Source organism: Patulibacter sp., assembly GCF_030655195.1.
Taxonomy (GTDB): Bacteria; Actinomycetota; Thermoleophilia; order Solirubrobacterales; family Solirubrobacteraceae; genus Patulibacter.
Genome location: NZ_JAURWA010000087.1, coordinates 15,871 through 32,164 on the forward strand (window position 1 = coordinate 15,871; position 16,294 = coordinate 32,164).

At 74.8% G+C, this 16,294-nt stretch carries 16 protein-coding genes and 1 riboswitch; of the genes, 1 reads left to right on the forward strand and 15 read right to left on the reverse strand.

Annotated features, from left to right (window positions below; all coding sequences use genetic code 11):
- Positions 1–40: 40 nt before the first annotated feature.
- From Q7T67_RS08850 to Q7T67_RS08890, 9 genes are all read right to left on the reverse strand, one after another.
- A complete protein-coding gene (locus Q7T67_RS08850; RefSeq protein ID WP_304788171.1) occupies positions 41–694 on the reverse strand; it encodes an L-threonylcarbamoyladenylate synthase in 654 nt (217 codons plus the stop codon).
- The gene (gene prmC, locus Q7T67_RS08855) at positions 691–1,605 is read right to left on the reverse strand and encodes a peptide chain release factor N(5)-glutamine methyltransferase (protein WP_304788173.1); all 915 of its coding nucleotides are present in this window, start codon (positions 1,603–1,605) and stop codon (positions 691–693) included. The genes Q7T67_RS08850 and prmC overlap by 4 nt, the downstream gene beginning before the upstream one ends.
- On the reverse strand, positions 1,602–2,654 hold the full coding sequence (gene prfA / locus Q7T67_RS08860) for a peptide chain release factor 1 (protein ID WP_304788175.1): 1,053 nt from the start codon (positions 2,652–2,654) through the stop codon (positions 1,602–1,604). Before prfA ends, prmC begins: the two co-directional genes overlap by 4 nt.
- Positions 2,655–2,916: 262 nt before the next feature.
- A complete protein-coding gene (locus Q7T67_RS08865; RefSeq protein ID WP_304788177.1) occupies positions 2,917–3,996 on the reverse strand; it encodes a DUF1385 domain-containing protein in 1,080 nt (359 codons plus the stop codon).
- Between the two features lie 146 nt (positions 3,997–4,142).
- Complete coding sequence (locus tag Q7T67_RS08870) at positions 4,143–4,418, reverse strand: type B 50S ribosomal protein L31 (RefSeq protein ID WP_304788179.1); 276 nt, start codon at positions 4,416–4,418, stop codon at positions 4,143–4,145.
- A 103-nt stretch (positions 4,419–4,521) separates the two neighbouring features.
- Positions 4,522–5,334, reverse strand: a complete 813-nt coding sequence (locus Q7T67_RS08875; protein WP_304788181.1) for a hypothetical protein — start codon at positions 5,332–5,334, stop codon at positions 4,522–4,524.
- A 156-nt stretch (positions 5,335–5,490) separates the two neighbouring features.
- Positions 5,491–7,215: an electron-transfer flavoprotein:ubiquinone oxidoreductase gene (locus Q7T67_RS08880; RefSeq protein WP_304788183.1), complete on the reverse strand. Its 1,725-nt coding sequence runs from the start codon at positions 7,213–7,215 to the stop codon at positions 5,491–5,493.
- Positions 7,216–7,227: 12 nt separating this feature from the next.
- Positions 7,228–8,199, reverse strand: coding sequence for an electron transfer flavoprotein subunit alpha/FixB family protein (locus Q7T67_RS08885; RefSeq protein WP_304788185.1), 972 nt, complete (start codon positions 8,197–8,199; stop codon positions 7,228–7,230).
- Positions 8,199–8,993 carry an electron transfer flavoprotein subunit beta/FixA family protein gene (locus tag Q7T67_RS08890; protein ID WP_304788187.1) on the reverse strand — a complete coding sequence of 265 codons (795 nt, stop codon included), beginning with the start codon at positions 8,991–8,993 and terminating at the stop codon, positions 8,199–8,201. Before Q7T67_RS08890 ends, Q7T67_RS08885 begins: the two co-directional genes overlap by 1 nt.
- Positions 8,994–9,384: 391 nt before the next feature.
- Here Q7T67_RS08890 and Q7T67_RS08895 point away from each other — a divergent pair, with 391 nt between their 5' ends.
- Positions 9,385–11,079: a cellulase family glycosylhydrolase gene (locus tag Q7T67_RS08895; protein ID WP_304788189.1), complete on the forward strand. Its 1,695-nt coding sequence runs from the start codon at positions 9,385–9,387 to the stop codon at positions 11,077–11,079.
- A 169-nt stretch (positions 11,080–11,248) separates the two neighbouring features.
- On the opposite strand, the gene Q7T67_RS08900 is transcribed toward Q7T67_RS08895, so the two are convergent.
- From Q7T67_RS08900 to Q7T67_RS08925, 6 genes are all read right to left on the reverse strand, one after another.
- Positions 11,249–11,845: a biotin transporter BioY gene (locus tag Q7T67_RS08900; RefSeq protein WP_304788191.1), complete on the reverse strand. Its 597-nt coding sequence runs from the start codon at positions 11,843–11,845 to the stop codon at positions 11,249–11,251.
- Positions 11,846–11,966: 121 nt separating this feature from the next.
- Positions 11,967–12,485 carry a MarR family winged helix-turn-helix transcriptional regulator gene (locus tag Q7T67_RS08905; protein WP_370695380.1) on the reverse strand — a complete coding sequence of 173 codons (519 nt, stop codon included), beginning with the start codon at positions 12,483–12,485 and terminating at the stop codon, positions 11,967–11,969.
- 122 nt (positions 12,486–12,607) lie between these two features.
- Positions 12,608–13,282, reverse strand: a complete 675-nt coding sequence (locus Q7T67_RS08910) for a transglycosylase family protein (protein ID WP_304788196.1) — start codon at positions 13,280–13,282, stop codon at positions 12,608–12,610.
- 11 nt (positions 13,283–13,293) lie between these two features.
- Positions 13,294–13,449, reverse strand: a riboswitch (cyclic di-AMP (ydaO/yuaA leader).
- Between the two features lie 91 nt (positions 13,450–13,540).
- Entirely contained in the window at positions 13,541–14,416 is an 876-nt protein-coding gene (locus Q7T67_RS08915; RefSeq protein ID WP_304788198.1) for an HAD family phosphatase, read from the reverse strand.
- Positions 14,417–14,426: 10 nt separating this feature from the next.
- Positions 14,427–15,419, reverse strand: a complete 993-nt coding sequence (locus Q7T67_RS08920) for a tetratricopeptide repeat protein (protein WP_304788200.1) — start codon at positions 15,417–15,419, stop codon at positions 14,427–14,429.
- Positions 15,420–15,444: 25 nt separating this feature from the next.
- On the reverse strand, positions 15,445–16,294 hold an 850-nt coding region (locus Q7T67_RS08925), incomplete at its 5' end, for a tetratricopeptide repeat protein (RefSeq protein WP_304788202.1).

The window sequence follows — 16,294 nt, forward strand, 5'->3', positions numbered from 1 at the left end:
GGCCATCGTAGACCGGGGGGCCGCGGACCGGCCGGCGGCCTCAGCCCGACTCGGACCCGAGCCCGTTCAGCGCCGCGGCGATCGCGGACCGCGGGACGGCGCCCTCGCGGACCACCCGCCACGTGCCGCGCCCGTCGGCGAGCCCGCGCAGGTCGACGACGGTCGAGGCCGTCCCGGGCCGCGGGCCACGGTCCAGGACGAGGGCGCAGCCGTCCCGGATCGTCGGGGGCAGGTCCGCGACCGTCAGCGTGTCGGGGCCGCCGGCGAGGTTCGCGCTCGTCTGGACGACGGGCAGCGCGTCGACGGGCTCGAGCAGGCGGGGCACCCGGATGCCCAGCGCGTCCCCGTCGCCCGCCGCGATCGCGTACCGCCGACCGGGATTGGGGACGAGCACGCCGACGGGCCCCGGCAGCAGGCGACGAAAGGCCTCGCGGACGGTCTCCCCCGCGTCGGCGGCGGCCGACAGCGCATCCTCGAGCGCCCAGAACATGACGGCGGACGGCTTGCGCGGGTCGCGGTCCTTCAGCGTCGCCATGCGGCCGACGGCGTCACGTCGCCGGGGGTCGGCCGCCAGGCCGTAGACCCCCTCGGCGGGGAAGAGCACCACTCCACCGGCCGCGGCCGCCGCCGTCAGCGCCCGGACATCGTCGGCGGACAGCGGGGCGACGTCGGCGCCGGGCCGGGCGGCGTTCACGCCGGCTGCCCCGTCCGTCCCACGACGACCCGACCGATCCCCGCGAGATCGTCGCGGATCTCGGTCCTCCCGAACCCCGCAGCGCGGGCGAGCGCCGCGGTCGCCTCCGCCTGCCCGCGCCCGATCTCGACGCCGACGAGCGACGCGCCGATCGCGTGGGCGGCGGGGAGCAGCCGCCGGACGACGTCGAGGCCGTCGGGGCCGCCGAACAGCGCGAGGTGCGGGTCGTGGTCGGCGACCTCGGGCGGCAGGTCGGCGAGGTCGCCGTCCGGGACGTACGGCGGGTTGGAGAGGACCGCCAGCGGCGTCCCGAGCCGCGGGAGCCCGTCGAGCAGGTCGGTCTCGTGGAAGACGACGCGGGAGCCCAGGGCCCGGGCGTTCTCCCGGGCCACGTCGAGCGCGTCGGCGGAGACGTCGGTGGCGTGCACGACGAGGTCGGGCCGCTCGTCGGCGAGGGCCAGCGCGACGGCGCCGCTGCCGGTGCCGACGTCGACGACCGTGGAGCCGGGCGGCAGCTCCAGCCCGAGCTCGACGAGGAGCTCCGTCTCGGGCCGCGGGATCAGCACGCGGCCGTCGACGGCCAGGTCGAGCATGCGGAACCCGCGGGTGCCCGTCAGGTGCGCCACGGAGGCGCGACGCACGGCGCGACCGGCCTCGTGGCCGGCCACGCGGGTGGCCTGGTCGGCCGTCAGCGGTCGGTCGGGCGAGAGGAACAGGCGCGCGCGGTCCCCGCCGATCGCGTCGGCGACGAGCAGCTCGGCGTCCAGGCGCGGAGAGTCCAGCCCGGCCGCGGAGAAGCGGTCGGTCAGGCGCCGGACCGCCGCGCCGACCGTCGTGGCCGCCGCGCCCGCAGGATCCGGGGCGTCGCCGTCGGCGGCGTCCCGACCGGCGGGGGGACGCGCCGTGCTCACGCCCCCGAGGCGGCCAGGTCCTCGAGCAGCCGGCGTTTCTCGTCCGCCTGCAGGCCGCCGGTGAACTCCTCGAGCTCGCCCTCGAGGATCGCCTCGAGCGCGTACTTCGTGAGCTTGATCCGGTGGTCGGTGACCCGGCCCTCGCCGAAGTTGTACGTGCGGATCTTCTCGGCGCGGTCGCCCGTCCCGACCTGGGCGGACCGGGCGGCGGACTGCTCGGCCTGCTGCTCGGCGACGGCGTGCTCGTAGAGGCGGGCGCGGAGGACGCGGAGGGCCTTCTCGCGGTTCTGCAGCTGCGACTTCTCGTCCTGCATCGACACGACGACGCCGGACGGCCGGTGCGTGATCCGCACGGCGGAGTCGGTGGTGTTGACCGACTGCCCACCGGGCCCGGACGAGCGGTAGACGTCGATCTGCAGGTCGCTCTGCTCGATGTGGACGTCGACGTCCTCGGCCTCGGGCAGCACGGCGACGGTGCAGGTCGACGTGTGGATGCGGCCCTGCGTCTCGGTGGCGGGGACGCGCTGGACGCGGTGCGTGCCGGCCTCCCACTTGAAGACGGAGAACGCCCCCTCGCCCTTCACCGCGAACGTGTACTTGCCGTCGGAGGCCGACAGCGACTCGGTCTTGAAGCCGCGACGCTCCGCGTACTTCACGAGCATGCGGTGGACGTCACCGGCGAACAGGCCGCCCTCCTCGCCGCCCGCGCCGCCCTGGATCTCGACGATGACGTCCTTGTCGTCGTTGGGATCGGGGTCGACCATCGCGACGCGGATCTCCTCCTCGAGCTCCGTGATGCGCGCCTTCGCGGCATCGAGCATGTCGCGGATCTCGGGGTCCTCGTCGTCGGCGAGCATCTCGCGGGCGCCGGCTGCGTCGTCCACCGCGTGGCGCCACTGGCCGGCCAGCGCGTTGGCCTGCGTCATCCGCCGGTACTCGCGTCCGACCTCGGCGTAGCGGGTGCGGTCGCCGATCACGTCGGGATCGACGATCTGGGCCTCCAGCTCGGCGAACCGGGCCTCGATCTGCTCCACCAGCGCTTCGATCACGACCACCGAGCTTACGCTCGGCGCGGCACGAAGGCCCCTGCGGGTGCCCCGAGCCGCGCCGCAGTCCGACGCGGTCCGGCCCGAGACGCTCGGGGCGGGGCCCGCACCCCCTGCGGGTGCCCCGAGCCGCGCCGCAGTCCGACGCGGTCCGACCCGAGACGCTCGGGGCGGGGCCCGCACCCCCTGCGGGTGCCCCGAGCCACGCCGCAGTCCGACGCGGTCCGACCCGAGACGCTCGGGGCGGGGCCCGCACCGGCTCCCCCTATGCCGCGACTTCGATGCCGACCAGCTCGCGCTGCGTCGCCGCCCGCGGGTCCTCGCGGTCCAGGACGGCCTGCATCGCGGCGATCGCCACCTCGAGCTGCTCGTGGTCGGGGTCGCGCGTGGTGAGCAGCTGCAGCTGCATGCCGGGCCACATGATCGCCCGCACCAGGCGGTTGCCGCGGTGGGACCCGGCGTACTTGATGGCCTCGAACGAGATGCCGATGATCAGCGGGATCCCGACCAGGCGGGCACACATCATCTGCCACCACTCGAGGATGCCGAGGGGCGAGTAGACGAAGACCGCCGTGACCATGACGATGAGCATGAAGCTCGTCCCGCAGCGGGGGTGCAGGCGGCTGAACCGCGATGCGTTCTCGGGCGTCAGCGGCAGGCCCGCCTCGTAGCAGGAGATGGTCTGGTGCTCGGCGCCGTGGTACTCGAAGACGCGACGCAGGTCCGGGAGCCGGCTGATCAGCGACAGGTAGCCGACGAAGATCGTCGTCGACACGACGGCCTCGACCATCCAGAACGCGACGCCGGAGCCGAGCTGCTCCTTGATCAGGCTGGTCAGCCCGACGGGCGTGAGCACGAACAGGCCGATCGCGAGCGCCAGACCGCCCAGGATCGCGACCGCCCACGAGCCCTTCGAGATCTCCGGGTCGTCCTCGGGCTGCTGCGCCTGCGCGGCGATCTGCAGGGCCTTGAAGCCGATCTTCAGCGAGCCGAGCAGGGCGATGAAGCCTCGGACGATCGGCAGGCGCATCCAGCGGTGCCGCTTGAGCACGGAGTCGAAGGGCATGACCTGCACCTCGATCTCGCCAAGGGCCGCCTCGCCGTCGGCCAGCGGACCGTCCTCGAGCTGCTCGGGCAGCGGCTTGCGGACGGCGACGGCCCAGTGCCGGACGCCGCGCATCATCACGCCCTCGACGACGGCCTGGCCGCCGACGGGGGCGTCTCGCCCGGCCTCGTGCGCGGCCTGCGGCCGACGACGGGCGGGCCCGGCGGCGAACGGGTCGTCGAGGCCCGTCGGGTCCGCGGGGCGGGACCGGGTGCTCGAGGAGCTGGCGGACGCATCCATGACAGGTGCGTCGGCAGCGGCGCGCCGGGACCTGAGTCCCTCCTGGCGCGAGCCCACGGACGGACGTGTCCGGGGCGGGTGGCGCTCCGCGGGGCCGTCCTGACCGAGGTGGTCGAACGGACGGTTCCGGGCGGAGCGCCCGGGCACTACGACTCCGGCGTGGCCTTGGCCTCGGACGCCTCGCGCTTGGCGGCGCGGCGCTTGAAGCGCTCGACGCGGCCGGCGGTGTCGACGATCTTCTGCTTGCCCGTGTAGAACGGGTGCGACGCCGAGGAGAGCTCGACGTCGATGACGGGGTACGTCTCGCCGTCGATCTCGATCTTCTTGTCGCTCTTGACGGTCGAGCGGGTGATGAACGTGGCGCCGGCGCCAGCGTCGCGGAAGACCACGGGGGCGTACTCGGGGTGGATCTCAGTCTTCATGGCCGGGGAACCCTACCAACGGAGGCCCGCCGTCGCGCTCCGCCGGAACCGCCCACCGCGACGAGGACGGTCCCGTCCGGGCGCGGGAGGGTCGTGCCGGCGCTCATCGCGCCACCGGCAGGCAGGAGGCGCTCAGCAGGTCGTCGGTCGCGTCGCGGTCCTCGACCAGGCCGTCCGGGTCCAGCTCGACCGTCACGGGCGAGCCCTGCACGCAGCGCCGGCCGGTCAGGAGGACGACCTCGGACGCGGCGGACGGCCGGACGACCCCCGTGGCGAGCACGCTCTGGCCCTGGCGGACGACGACCGGGACGTCCACGCCCTTGAGGGCGTCGAGCCCGTCGCTGCGCAGGCCGATCCGGTAGGCGACCTCTCCCCCGGTCGTGCTCGGCTGCCAGCCGAACTCGCCCGTCAGGCCGACGTCGGGACGGAGGTCCTTGACGGCGCACGCGCGACTGGTCCTGCGGACGACCGTCGTCGAGGACGACCCGGTCCAGCGGTAGGTGACGCGGAGGCGGTAGGAGCTGCCGGGGTGCAGGCCGCGCACGGTGATCCGGCGGCTCATGCTCGGGGCGCCGGAGCGGGCCACCTCGAACGCCCCGAAGCCGGACGGGACGTCCTGGCCCTTCAGCGCCTTCCAGCGGGCACCGGGCATCCGCTCCTCCAGCCGGGCGGAGAAGCCGTAGGAGCCGGCGGGCGGCAGGTCACGGACGGTGACCGAGAACGATGCGGCGCGCGCCTGCAGATCCGTCGCGGAGGTCGCGCACACGCCACGCGAGACCTTCGCGGTGCCGGACGGGACCTTGGAGGACGACGCGGCGGAGGCGCCGACGGGCGCCGCGAGCAGGAGCGAGGCGGCGAGGAGGGCGGGGGCGGACCGGCGCAGGCCGGTCGATGGTGAGGGCAAGGCGAGGGGCACGGGTCGGGGGATCTCGGCGGGGCCGCACCATGATGACGCAGGCCCCACCTCTCACAACGCACGAGGGGCGCGCAAGTTGCGCGCCCCTCGTCCCGGCTCATCGTTCGTCCGGCACCGCCGGTACCGACTCCGGACGGACGTCCGGGCCGGTACCGCTCAGGTGTTCTGGTACGCGGGGCCGTCGCCGCCCTCGGGAGGCGTCAGGCGACCGCCGCGGGCCGTGATCGCGCCGCACTGCACGCAGTTGGTGTAGTTGACGGTGACGTCGACGAAGCCCTCCTTGGGCTGGTCGTCCTCGATCTCGTACACGCCGGCGGGGCACATCCAGGCCCATGCCTCGGCGACCTCGCGCTTGACCTTCTTCTCGATCCGGATGTGGCTCGGCGCGTCGTCGCGCGTCGCGTTGCCGGTGATGAAGACGGACGAGAGCTTGTCGAAGAAGTACTTGCCGTCCGGCTGCGGGTAGCGGTCCTTGATCGGCTTGGCGGGCACCGACACCGCCACCTCGGCGTCGCGGTGCAGCTCACCGCCGGTCAGGGGCAGCTTGCCCTTGGTGACGAAGTCGAGCCCGGACAGCGCCGCGCCGACGGGCAGCGAGTGCGAGTCGAGCAGCAGGCGGTTGTCCTTGACCTCGCGCAGCGTCTTGCCGACGAGCGAGTCCTCGATCGCGGTCTCGTAGCCCGTGAAGTCGTTCGACCCGGCCTTGAGCTGCGCGAAGATCGACTCGGCGGCCAGACGACCGGCCTCGATCGCCATGTGCACGCCCTTCAGGCGCGCCATGTCGACCATCGACGCGCACTCGCCGGCGATGACCGCACCCGGGACCGAGAGCTTCGGCATCGAGCGGTACCCGCCGGCCTGGATGGCCTTGGCGCCCCACGCGGTGCGCTCGCCGCCCTCGAGGATCTCGCGGACGTACGGGTGGGCCTTGAACGCCTGCAGCATGTCGTGGACCGACATCGTGGCGTCCGAGGTGTGCAGCGGGACGACGTAGCCGATCGAGACCTGATCGTCGCCGATCGGGTAGATCCACCCGCCGCCGGCCTCGGCCTGCTTCTTCTTCGGACGGGCGGGCCAGCCGAAGGTGTGGACGACCTTCTTGTACGGCTTCTTGACCTTCCAGACCTCCTTGGCGCCGATCTCCCAGGTGGCCGGCTCCTTGCCGGCGGCCAGGTCGAAGCGCTTGACCGCGGCACCGGTCAGGTGGCCCCAGGTGCCCTCGGCCAGGACGGTGGCCTTCGCCGTCATGTCCATGCCCGGCTCGAAGTTCCGGTTCTCGCTGCCGTCCTTCGCGCGACCCTTGTCGCCCGTGCGGATGCCGACGACGGCCTCGCCGTCGACGAGCAGCTTGGACGCGGCGGTCTCGGTGAGGATGTACGCGCCGGCCTCCTCGGCCTCCTGCGCCATCCAGCGGCAGAGCTGGGAGATCGAGATGACCCAGTTGCCCTTGTTCTTGAAGGGCGGCGGGGTGACGGGGAACGAGAAGGACTTCTTCTCGTTGCGCAGCCAGACCGCGCCGTCGTCCTCGCACTGGCTCAGGGCCCACGGCTGCGCCGCGATGTCCGTGTCGGGGAAGACGGTCTTGAAGGGTCCGGGCTTCATCACGGCGCCGGACATGTTGTGCGCACCGCACACCTTGCCCTTCTCGACGACCGCGACGGGGACCTCGCCCAAGGACTCCAGGAGCTCCGGATCCTCCGCGAGGAGCTGGAGCAGCCGGTTGGCGCAGGCGAGACCGGCAGGGCCGCCGCCCACGATGGCGACCCCGACCTCGATGCGCTCGTCCTCGGGGTCCGTCGGCGCGGCGACGAACTCCTCGACGACGTCGACCGGGGGCGGGAACTGCGACGGAGCGACGCCGCCGTTGTGGGAAGCAGCCATGCCGGTTCTCCTCTAGCCCTTCTTCGCCTTGATCGCCTCGGCGAGCGCCGGGACGATCGAGTGCAGGTCGCCGACGACGCCGAGATCGGCGAACTCGAAGATCGGCGCGTTGCTGTCCTTGTTGATGGCGACGATCGCGTCGGAGGACTGCATGCCCACCTTGTGCTGGATCGCGCCGGAGACGCCCAGGCCGAGGTAGAGCTTCGGCGCGACGGTCTTGCCCGTCTGGCCGATCTGCCCGGCGTAGGGGAACCAGCCCGCGTCGACCGCGGCGCGGGTGGCGGCGACGGCGGCGGAGCCCCCGAACGCGGCGGCGAGACCATCGGCGACGGAGAAGTTCTCCGCCGAGCCGAGGCCGCGGCCACCCGTGACGAGGATCGTGGCGTCCTCGATGTTGACGTCGGCGCCGCGCTGCTCGCCGCGCGTGACGACCTCGAGCTTGCCGGCGGCGTCGGAGAGCGTCACGTCGACGTCCTCGACGGAGATCGGCGAGCCGGACTCGACGGGCTCGAACGCGTTCAGGCGGGCGGCGATGATGCCGATGCCCTCGAACGCGATGTCGGAGATCTCGGAGTCGCCCAGCACGGGGCGCTCGGCGACGATCTTGCCGTCCTCGACGCGCAGACCCGTGATCTCGACGCCGATGCCGCCGCCACGACGGGCGGCCAGGCCGGCGCCGGCCTCGAAGCCGAGCAGGCCGCCGCCGAAGACGACGTAGCCGTAGTCGCCGGACTCGACGACCGCGTCGAGGGCGTCGACGATGGGCTGCGCGATGCCGGCCGGAGCCTTGACGCGGAACGCCTTCTTGGCGCCGTAGGTGCCGACGGTGCCCGCCGTGTCGTCCGCGATGTCCTCGCCGACGAACAGCGCGTGGGCCTCGCCGCCGAGCTCCTCGGCGAGCTTGGCCGCCGTGGAGATGGCGCCGAGCGAGTTCTTGTTGACCGCACCCTCGTGGTGCAGCGCGTAGACCAGGATGTTCGTCATCAGATCAGCTTCCTGTCGTCGAGCCAGGTGACGATCTTCTCGACCGTCGCGGCAGTGTCCTCGTCCTCGATGATCTCGCCACCGGACTTGGCGGGCGGCTGCTTCGAGCCGGTCCAGACGGCCTTGCGGCCGGCCTCGCCGACCTTGGAGGCGTCGATGCCGGCGTCGCCGAGCGAGAGCGACTCGAGGGGCTTCTTCTTCGCGCCCATGATCGCCTTCAGCGACGGGTAGCGCGGCTCGTTGATCGCGTCGCCGACCGAGATCACGGCCGGGAGCGTCACCTTGACGGTGTCGTAGCCGTACTCGGCCTGGCGCTCGCACGTGAGCGTCTGACCGTCGACGTCGAGCTTGATGACCTGGGTCAGGCCGGGCCAGCCCAGGTACTCGGCGACGGCGGCGCCGACGGCGTAGCTCTGGCCGTCGTCGGACTGCTGGCCCGCGAGGACCAGGTCCGGGCTCTCGCGCTTGACCAGCTCGGCCAGCGCGTAGCCGGTGCCCACGACGTCGGACCCCGCGAGGGCGTCGTCGGTCAGGTGGATCGAGCGATCCGCCCCGAGCGAGACGGCCTTGTGCAGGGCCTTGACGGCGCTGGACGGGCCGACCGTGATGGCCACGACCTCGTCCACGTCGAGGGCGCCGCTCTCCTTGAGCTGCAGCGCGGCCTCGATGGCGTGGGTGTCGAACGGGTTCAGCGTCTTCTCACCACTGCGGTCGAGGCGACCGCTGGACGAGTCGACGTGCTTCTGAACGGCAGCGTCCGGGACCTCTTTCACCAGGACGACGATCTTTGTCACTTGTGAGCCTCCTTGGGGCCGACGGGCGGTCGGAATATAGCGGGATCGACTGACGGGTCAGTCGACGATGCGAGGGGTTCCGCGCATTTTCCGACCGTCGGTAACTTCGTGAGCGGTGACGGGGTGGTCTCGTGGTTCCCCACGCGTCCGGTCCCCGCCGTCACTCTCGTCCGCAGGTACGCCCGGAAGGGGACCTGCGGTTGCGAGAGCCAGTACCCGCCGCGTGTCGGCGCGATCCTATCCCCCGGACCCGCACCCGCGTCCGGCGCCCCGGGCTCGCGCCGCGGACCCCCGCCCGCCGGTCCCGGGTCGCCCGTGGACGCCGTCACCGCGGGGCCGTCCGGGAGGACGCCCCGGCGCGGTCCGCCCGTCGGCGAGCGATGCTGGAGGAGTGCGACGCCACGACGGCCCACACGCTGCGCCGGCCCCGCGTCCCCGGCGGACCTGCCCCGCCCGGACGGCGGCCCGCCTCGGGGCGCTCCCGGTCGCCCTCGCGGCCCTCGTGGCCTGCCTCGGGGCGGCGCCGTCCGCGGACGCCCAGCCGGGCCTCCCCCTGCCGCTCGTCCTGCAGGACGACGCCGAGCTGCTCAACCGCCCGCCCGAGCGGGTGCGCGAGGACCTCGAGACCGCGCGCGACGCCGGCGTCGGCGTCGTGCGGCTCACCGCCAGCTGGTCGCGGATCGCGCCCGACCCCCGGTCCGCAGAGCGTCCCGGCGGCGGCTTCCGGCCCGACGACCCGGCCACCTACGCGCCCGGGGCCTTCGACCACCTCGACCTCGCGGTCCGGGAGGCCCACCGGGCCGGGCTGCGGGTGCTGATCGACCTGGCGTTCTGGGCGCCGCGATGGGCGGTGCAGGCCGGCTCGACCGATCGCGAGCGCCCGCGGCTGCGCCCGGACCCCGCCGCGTTCGCCGCGTTCGCGACGGCCGTGGCGCGACGCTACGACGGCACCCGGACGGGCGCGGACGGGGCGGGGCTGCCGCGGGTCGGGCTCTACGCGACGTGGAACGAGCCCAACCACCCGGCGTTCCTCTCCCCGCAGTGGGAGCCCACGGCGTCCGGGTTCACCCCGGAGTCCGCCGACGTCTACCGCGCGATGCACCGGGCGGCCGCACCGGCGATCCGGGACGTCTCGCCCGGCGCCACCGTGCTCCTGGGCAACCTGACCTCGATCGGCGGCCGCGACGGCGAGGCCGGCGTCCCGCCCCTGCGGTTCCTGCGACGCCTGGCGTGCGTCGACGACGACCTGCGCCCCGTCGACGACCGGGGGTGCAAGGACTTCCGCCCGGTCGAGGCCGACGGGCTCGCGTTCCACCCCTACACCCGCTACGTCACCCCCGGGACGCCGGCCGAGGGCCGCGACCGCGTCCAGCTCGCCGACCAGGACGAGCTCCAGTCGCTGCTCCGGCGCCTGCGCGACGCCGGCCGGATCGTGCTGGGCGACGACCCCGCGGTCCCGGCCCCGGTCTGGCTGACGGAGTACGGCTACGAGGCCCGCGAGGACGACCCGTACCAGCCGTTCTCCCGCGCGGACCAGGCGCGCTTCGTCGGCTGGAGCACCTACCTCGCCTGGCGCTCCCCCGGGGTGGTCTCGGCCGCGCAGTTCCTGCTGCGCGACATCGAGCCCGCGGAGTCCGGGCTGCCCGTCGGCGACCGGCGGCGGTACCGCGACTGGCAGAGCGGCGTCCTGGACCGCACCGGGGCGGCCAAGCCGGCCGCGGCCGCCCTCGCGCTGCCGTTCTGGCCGCGGCTCGTCGGCAGCGGCGCGACGCGGCGGCTCTGGATCTTCGCCCAGGTGCGGCGGGACTTCGGCCCGCGGACGATCGCCGTGGAGCGGTGGGACGCCGGGGCGGAGGCGTGGCGGCCGGTGGTGCTCGACGACTGCGGCGCCCCGCGGCCGGGCTGCGGCGGACCGGGTCGCGGGGACGCGCTCACCGGCCCGGTGCGCACCGACCCGCAGGGCGTCGCCGTCCGCTCGGGACGTGTGGTGGACGCGGGGCCGCTGCGGCTGCTGGCGCGGCAGGGCGACGGCTCGTGGCTCGCGGGCCCGCCGATCGACCTGACCACGGGCCCCGCGACCGGGTAGGCCGGGACGCCGGTGCGGCCCACCCGAGGGCCGCAGGGGCCGTGGACGCCCTGCGGCCCCCGGGTGGGCCGGGGCGGAGCAGCGCCCAGGCCGCCCCGGGACGCAGAACGGCCGGGGTCGCCCCCGGCCGTGTCCATCCTGCGGGGTCGCGCCGGGCGGCGCGACGGGGTCAGCCCTCGTAGCGGCGGACGAGCTTCCAGGCGCCCGGCAGGAGCGCGCCGCCGACGGCGGCCTTCACGAGCCCGCCGACGATGAAGACGGTGAAGCCGGAGTGCACGGCGTCGGACCAGGCCATCCCGGTGACGGCCTGCAGGACGAGCACGCCGGGGACGAAGACGAGGAGCTGCGCCACGACGAAGGCGAGGAACGCGTAGGCGACCTTGCGGTCCGCGCCGCGCTCGGCGAGCCAGCCGACGACCGCGGTCGCTGCGACGAAGCCGACGATGTAGCCGCCCGTGGCGCCCCAGAGGTTCTCGATGCCGTGGCCGCCGCCCGCGTAGATCGGCAGGACGAAGCCGAGGACGACGTAGAGCAGCATCGCGGCGGTGCCGCGGCGCAGACCGAGCGTCGCGCCGACGAGGCCGACGGCGAGCGTCTGGCCGGTCATCGGGACGGGCGTCATCGGGATGACGATCTGCGCCATCGCGCCCGTGAAGAGGGCGCCGAAGAGGACGAGGACCGCGTCACGGACCCGGGCTCCGGGCAGGACGTCGGCGAGGACGGTGCGTGGCGCGGCGGCGGCGCCGGGGGCGAGTGTCGTGCTCATGGTCCCGAGATTCTCACACCAGGCGGCACGATCGCCGTCTCGCCGTCCGGTGCGACCCCCGGTCGGCGGACCGCCCGACCGGGGGGCGTACGCCATACGTGACGGACGTCCGGGGGACCGGTCAGCCGTCGTCGTCCGCCGCGAAGTCACCGGCACCACGACGGACGACCTCGAGCAGCGTCGTCAGGTGCTCCTGCTCGGCGGGCTCCAGGGACTCGAGCGAGAACGCCACGCCGTTGAGGTCCAGCGTCGCGCGTCCGGCGACCTCGCGGCCCTCCGGGGTGATCTCGGCGAGGGTCGCCCGCCGGTCGCTCACGTGGGGCACGCGGCGGACGAAGCCGTCCTGCTCGAGCTTGTCCACGATGTTCGTGACGCTCGTGCGGTGGACCTGCAGGCGCTCGCCGAGCTTGCCGAGCGGCAGCGCGCCGTCGCGCGTGAACGAGAGCAGCATCAGCGCCTCGTAGCGCGGGAAGGTGAGGCGGTGCTCCCGGAGCACGCCGTTCAGCCGCGCGAGGAGGATCTGCTGGACCCGCATGACGGAGGTCACCGCGGCCATCGGCCGGGCAGGCTCGGGACCCCAGCGGTCCGTCCAGTGGCGCCGCGCTTCGCCGATCGGGTCTCTGCGCAGCGGTTCGGGCACGTCGGAACCCAATCACACCCGCCGGGCACGCCGGGGATCCTGCGACCCCCGGCGCTCGCGGGCGCTCGCTCCTTCCGCAGACCGCTGGCCGGTTCGCTGCGGGAAGCGCTCGCGGGCGCTCGCTACTTCCCGCAGACCGGCCAGGGCGCCGTGCCCCGGGCGGCGAGGAGCTTCGCCGCGATGCGGTCCTGCGTGGCCTCGGAGGCGGCGGCCGGGTCGCCCGAGCCACCGTTGGCCCGCCAGGTCTGGCGGTCGAACTGGTACTTGCCGCGGTACTGGCCGGACGAGGACACCGCGGTCGGGTCGCCGCCGGACTCGCACTGCGCGATCTTCTCGAGGGTCGTGGAGGCCGTCCCGGTGGGGATCGCGGCCGCGTCCTTGGTCGTCGCGGAGCGCGGCGACGCCTTGGCCGCCGAGATGCCCATGGCCTTCAGCGTGGCCGGGCCGATGACGCCGTCGGCCTGCAGGCCGTTCTTGCGCTGCCACGTCTTCAGCGCGCGCCGCGTCTGCGGGCCGGCGACGCCGTCCGCGGTGACGCCGAGCTGCTGCTGCACCGCGGACACGCTGGTGGCCGCGGTCCTGCCCGCCGTCGCGGACGACGACGAACCGGAGCCCGTCGTCTGCTGGGCGGCGGCCACACCACCGAAGCCGAGCACGGCGACGGCCATCGTGGTGGCGGTGATCCGGCGACGCCGGCTCCATCGGCGCATGCGGGCTGCCGCGGCGCGGCGGGCCTGCGACGCACGCAGGCTGCGACTCCAGCGCAGGCTGGAGTCCTGTTCGCGAGTCTGGCTCACGGGGACCGTCCTTCGTCTCTCGCGCCTACGGGGTTAGCTGACGGGCTCGCGCTCTGAGACTGCGCTACACCGGACGGGTCCGGCGATTCGCCCCCGACCGCCCGGAGGCGATCAATGGGTCCCCCGCTCCCGCGCGACGTGCGCCCGGGACTCGGCAATGGGTTATGGAGCGCCGAAGCGTAGCCGAAGGACCCGGCGGCTCGTGTGACCTCGGGCCGATCGCCCGCCACGACCGGCGATGCGGTCCCCGGCCGTCGGTCAGCGGGCCCGGCGGACGCGTCCCGCGGCCGGCGTGCGATCCGCGACCGCGACGCGGGCGAGCCCGCCCGCCGCCCCGAGGACGGCGAGTGCGGCGACGGCCTTGAGGTGCTGGGTGATCCGCTCCAGCCGGATCACCTCCCACCCCTCCTCCCGGGCGACGCGGGCCAGCTCGCGGTCCGGGTTGACGGCCACCGGGTGGCCCACGGCGCGCAGCATCGGCAGGTCGGACTCGCTGTCGGAGTACGCCCACGACGCCGCGAGGTCGTAGCCCTCGGCGGCGGCGAGGGCGGCGATCGCCTCGACCTTGCCCTCGCGGTAGGTCATCGGACCCGCGAGCCGGCCGGTGTACCGCCCGTCGACCTGCTCCAGCGGGGCGCCGATGCCGCCGTCGAAGGCGACGACGTGCGCGACCATGTCCGCGGTCTCCTGCGTCGAGGCGGTGACGATGTAGACGGGCCGCCCCTCGTCCTGGTGCTGCCACGCGATCGCGAGCATCTGCGGGTAGAGCCGCGGGAGGAGTCCGGCGAGCACCCGCGGCGACAGGCGCTCGAAGTCGCGGACGCGCTTGCCGGCGATGAACGCCCCTGCGCGCTCCCAGACCGCGCGCGTGGACTCGTCGGTGGATCCGCTGAGCCGGAACCGCACGTTCGCCCACCCGTCCGCCGCGAGCCGGCGGCGGGAGATGAGGCCCGTCGCGGCCGCGGCCCGGGCCCAGTAGAAGCCCGACGACCCGGCGACGAGCGTCTTGTCCAGGTCGAAGAAGACCGCGGCGCGACCGCCCGAGGGGTCCGTCGCCACGTCCGGGGCCGGCGGGGTCGGGGCGCCCGTGGGGTGGGGGACGGACGCGGGGTCGCGGGAGACGTCGTCGGACACCCGCCGGACCCTAGCGACGGCCCGCCGGCGGATCGCGCCGGCGCGTCCACCGGGTGGCGGGGCGCGGGATGCGGGCCGAGAACCGCCCCTCGTCGAGGATGCGCCGCTCCACCGCGGTCAGGCGGGACCGGCGACGCCGCCCGCGCACCAGGAGGACCGCGGCCACGACGCCGGCGACGAGCAGCCACAGCACGGTCCCGGGGCCCCGGGCGACGGGGTCGTCGCCCAGGAGGAAGCCGAGCGCGCGGAACACCGCGTAGGCCACGAGCAGCCACACCCAGCGGCCGTAGGCGGCACGCCGCACCGCCGAGACGACGGTGCGTCGCACCCGCTCGTCCGTCGGGTCCGCGCGTGCCGCGTCGACGAGGAGCCCCCGTGCCTCGTCCTGCCGCGCACGGCCCTGCACGCCGACCGCCAGGCCCAGGTCGTGCAGCGCGTCGCCGTCCTCGGGGTCCAGGCGCAGCGCCTCGCGGTAGGCGGACTCCGCCTCGTCGGCGCGGCCGGAGCCCATCAGCGCCGCGCCGAGCACGCCGTGGGCGTCCGCGTCCTCCGGGTCCAGCGCGACGGCCCGGCCGGCGGCGTCCAAGGCCTCCGGCCACCAGCGGGAGCGCAGGCAGGCGACGGCGAGCACGCGGTGATGGAACGGCTCCTCGGGATCGAGGCGGACCGCCTCGCGCGCCGCGTCCACCGCGTCGCGTCTCCGACGCAGGTCCGTCCCCAGGACCAGCGACCGCAGCGCGTGGCCGTAGCCGACCTCGGGCGCCAGGACGACCGTCCGCTCGGCGTGCTCGAGCGCCTCCTGCGGCCGCCCGAGCGCGAGCAGGACCTGGACCAGCGCCGCGCGGAGCCCGGCGTCGTCGGGGTCCGTCGCCAGCGCCCGGCGCAGCACCCGCTCCGCGTCCACGTGGCGCCCGACGTCCGCGAGGGCCGCCGCGCGGTCGACGACGTCGTCGACCGGTTCGACCTCCGCGGCGAGCGGGTCGCCCCGGTCCCCCGCGCTCACCGCGATCCGTCCCGCGCCCCGGCACTCACCCGCGCCGTCCCGACCACCAGGGGATCCCCCACCGCCGCCAGGTCCTCCGGCCCGTCAGCCCCGCGACGACGAGGGAGGCGGCGAGCACCGCCCAGGTGCCTCCCCCGCCGCCGTCCACGGCGTCGACGACGCACACGAGGGCCACGACGAGCGCGACCGCCAGCCAGATCGGCGCAGGGACGAACCAGAACCACGGGCGGTACGACAGGACCTGGGTGCGCTCGCGCCACCCCTGGTCCTGCAGGAGCCGCTGGGTGGCCGGGCTGAGGAGCGCCCGGCGCTGCCGGCCGCGGACGAGCAGCCAGCCCGCCAGACCCAGCGCCACGACGAGCCACGCGACGGCGGCGGTGCGGTCCGTCGCGTCGCCGAAGAACCCGAACGCGGCCTTGACGGACGAGAAGACGACCAGGCCCCAGGCCCACCGGCCGTTGACCCAGGAGCGGGCCTCGGCGGCCAGGTTCTCCCGCGCCAGCGCGTCGCCGGGGCGGGCCCGGGCGGCGGCCTCGAACGCCTCGCGTGCCTCGGGACCCCGGTCGGTGCCCTGCCGCTGGAGCGCGACGCCGAGGTCGTTCAGCGCCCCGGCGTCGTGGGGTTCCAGGCGCAGGGCCTCGCGGAAGGCCGCCTCGGCCTCGACGGGGCGCGACCGCTCGAGCAGCAGGGTGCCGCGCAGCACGTGGCCGTCGGCGTTCTCGGGCTCCAGCCGGATCGCCTGGTCCACCGCGGCCTGCGCGTCGGGGAGCAGCCGCAGGGCGAGGCAGGCGCGGGCGACCGTGCGGTGGGCGAAGGCGCTCTCGGGGGCGAGCTCCGCGGCGCGGCGGGCAGCGGCCACGGCGTCGCGCCCGCGG